The organism is Stenotrophomonas capsici (genome assembly GCF_034961085.1).
In the GTDB taxonomy this organism is placed as follows: Bacteria; Pseudomonadota; Gammaproteobacteria; order Xanthomonadales; family Xanthomonadaceae; genus Stenotrophomonas; species Stenotrophomonas capsici.
This window is the reverse complement of the sequence record NZ_JAYFUH010000172.1, coordinates 1-2,998: the sequence shown is the minus strand read 5'-3', so window position 1 is coordinate 2,998 and position 2,998 is coordinate 1. Positions and strand designations below refer to the sequence as shown.

The window sequence follows — 2,998 nt, the reverse complement described above, 5'->3', positions numbered from 1 at the left end:
GGTCTTGGTGGCCGCATAGGGTGCCTGGAAGTCCTCGCCGTAAGGCACTTCATCCGCACCGAGGCCTTCCACCGGATGGGTCGCGCGATGGGTCACGCTGGGCGTGGAGGTGTAGACCAGCCGGCCGATGCCATGCGCGCGGCACGCGGCCAGCACGTTGCGGGTACCAACCACGTTGGCCTGGAAATAGCTGTCATAACTGCCCCAGGCACCGGCCTTGGCGGCGTTGTGGAAGATCGCGTCAACGCCGGCGGCGGCGTGATGCACCGCATTGGCATCGGCCAGGTCACCCCGGATCTGGCCCACGCCGAGCGCCTGCAGCGCCGGGTAATGGCCGCGATTGAAGCTGAGCACCTCATGCCCGCGCTCGACCAGCCCGCGGCACAAGGCCTGGCCCAGGAACCCACCGCCACCGGTGACAAGAATCTTCATCTGTTCGATCGCCTCTGCTGCCGGCCCCTGTGCCGGCTGTTCGGGTTGCAAGTATCGCAGCAGCGGAGGGCCTGGGGTTTTGGGGATCTGGCCGGAACCGCGTTCTTCCCCTCACCAGCCCTCCCCCTTGCTGTGCCAAAGGGAGGGGGTGGTTCATGCAGGTCGGTCAGGTCATCGCGAAAGCCACGCTTCTGCCCCCTCCCTTTGGCGCAGCCAAGGGGAGGGTTGGGGAGGGGTCGTGCTTTGGGCCCTAAACCCCCAGCTTCTCCGTCGCCCACACCGCCAGCTTCTCGCGCCCGATCTTGGCGTTATGACGGATATCCACCGGAAAACCCGGATGGCGCAGGAACGTGGCAATCCCGGCCAGCGTCGGCTGCGCCGCGGCCAGCGCACGCAACTGCGCTTCCACCTGCACCGCATCGGCGCCCGGCAGCAGCTCGTAGCACAGCACCGGCACCTGGCGGCCCGGTGCGCCCACGCCGACCAGCGCGGTGCGGCGCACGCCGGCGACGGTGTTGAACACCGGCTCGACCTGCTCGGTGTACAGCGGGCCCTGCGCGGTTTCCACGCGCTGGGTCTTGCGCCCGCAGAACCACAGGCGGCCCTGCGCGTCGAACCGCCCCACGTCGCCCATGCGGTGCACGATGCGCTCACCGCCATCGCCGAGTACCTCGCGGATCTTCGCCGCAGCCGTGGCCTGCGGACGATTGAAGTAACTGTCGGTGGTGGTCGGGCCAACCACGGTGATCTCGCCTACTTCGCCAACCGGCAACTCGCGCACCCCGCTCCACTCCGCGATCGGCGCGTCGGTGATGGCGATGATGCGCACCTGGTTGGGCGGCACCACGCGGCCCACGCAGGTACCGGCACCGGCCTCGGTGGCGCTGCGGGTGTCCTGCAGCTCGCGGCCCTCGATCACCGCCACCGGCAGGCATTCGGTGGCCCCGTACGGCGTCCAGAACTGCGCATGCTCGGGCAGCAGCGCGCGGATCCTGGCCACCGTCTCCGGTGGCACAGGCGCGCCGGCCGAGGTGGCGCGGGTGATCGTCGGCAGCGGCTGGCCGTGTTCGGCCAGCACCCGCATCAACGCCGGCGAGCCGAACAGCTGGGTCACGCCGAAGCGATTGATCGCGTCATGCAGCTTGCGCGGGTCGGCGCTGCCCGGCCGGGTCGGATCCATGTCCGGGATCACCGAGGTCAGGCCCAGCGCCGGGTCGAACAAGGCGAACGGCGGGAAGGTCGGCAGGTCCACGCCACCGGGTTGCATGCCGAAGGCATTGCCCAGCAGCTCCACCTGGCCGACGAAATGGCGGTGGCGGTACACCACGCCCTTGGGCACGCCGGTCGAGCCACTGGTGAACAGGATCGCGGCCACGTCATCGGGCGCGGTATCAACCAGCTGGCTGCCCTTGCCACTGCCGGCCGCCTCCAGCGCGGCCAGCGTGGTGCCCCCCCAGCCCCAGCGCCGGCCCACCGTGACCAGGCGCGTGGCGGACTTCGACCAGCCCAGCAGCAGGCGCGCCAGGTGCGCCAGCGGGATACCGATGAAGGCCTGCGCCTGGGCTTCGTCCAGGCATTGGCGCAACGCACGCCTGTCGATGCCCGGGTCGACCAGCACCGGCACCGCGCCGATCTTGAACAGGGCGAACATCAGCAGGAAGAACGCCGGCCCCGGGCGCACCATCACCACCGTGCGCACGCCGCGACCGATGCCATACGCGGCCAGCCCGGCACCGATCGCATCGCTGCGCGCATCCAGGCGGCGGTAGTCCAGGGTCACGTCGTAGGCAGCCATGCCCCCGGGACCGGGTCGGCCCGGGCAACGGATGGCGATCTGGTCGGGGCGTTCACGCGCCAGTTCAGGCAGGCGCGCGGCGATATTGCAGTGTTTGTTCATCTTCCTATTGTCGCCGCTGAAGAAAATTCTTGCGCGCGGCCCGGCAGCGTGGAAAATTCCGTGCCTTCCCCATCACCCCGCTGCCGCCCGAAGGCCGGCTTCCCATGCCCCATCCCTGCCTGACGTGTGGTGCCTGCTGCACCCAGTACCGTGTCGCCTTCCATTGGATGGAATCGGATGAAGTCACCGAAGGCGGCGTGCCGCACCAGCTGACCCAGCGCCTGGACCCGCATCGCCTGTGCATGCAGGGCACGTACTCGGATCCGATCCGCTGCGTGGCGCTGGATTCGGAGATCGGCGTGTACTCGCGCTGCACCATCCATCCCAACCGGCCCAGCGTGTGCCGCGAGGTGGATGCCTCGTGGGAGTACGGCAAGGCCAGCTCGCAGTGCGACCGCGCGCGCATCGCGCATGGCATGGCGCCGCTGACCCTGGCGGACTGGCGCTGGCGCGATGACGCCGACAATGACGACGACCATCCCGACGACAACGGCAACAGCCCCTCCTCGCCACCGAACACGCCGGTCGCCGCCTGAGCTCCCGCCGCCGCGCTTACCCGGGGCTGCCGAGCCGGCAGCCCGCTGCAGGGCGCTTCACAGCGCGGTGTAACGCCCCCACAGGTCCTCGAACTCCTGCGCGAAGCTGCGCACCAGGTTGCGGTCGTTGGTG

The 2,998-nt window shown here is 69.5% G+C and carries 3 protein-coding genes; 1 reads left to right on the top strand and 2 read right to left on the bottom strand.

What is annotated here, in order from left to right:
* Positions 1-432, bottom strand: a 432-nt coding sequence (locus VA603_RS10780; RefSeq protein ID WP_323438818.1) for an NAD-dependent epimerase/dehydratase family protein, incomplete at its 3' end; no start/stop codon positions are given.
* 250 nt (positions 433-682) lie between these two features.
* Positions 683-2,329 (bottom strand): olefin beta-lactone synthetase, encoded by a 1,647-nt coding sequence (gene oleC / locus VA603_RS10775; RefSeq protein WP_323438817.1) that lies wholly within the window; start codon positions 2,327-2,329, stop codon positions 683-685.
* Positions 2,330-2,433: 104 nt separating this feature from the next.
* Between oleC and VA603_RS10770 the strand changes: the two genes are divergently transcribed.
* Positions 2,434-2,865 (top strand): YkgJ family cysteine cluster protein, encoded by a 432-nt coding sequence (locus VA603_RS10770; protein ID WP_132863676.1) that lies wholly within the window; start codon positions 2,434-2,436, stop codon positions 2,863-2,865.
* The last annotated feature ends 133 nt before the right edge of the window (positions 2,866-2,998 follow it).

Excerpts from the sequence above, each read along its gene's own strand:
- VA603_RS10770 (WP_132863676.1), top strand. The coding sequence starts at position 2,434 with ATGCCCCATCCCTGCCTGACGTGTGGTGCCTGCTGCACCCAGTACCGT.
- oleC (WP_323438817.1), bottom strand. The coding sequence starts at position 2,329 with ATGAACAAACACTGCAATATCGCCGCGCGCCTGCCTGAACTGGCGCGT.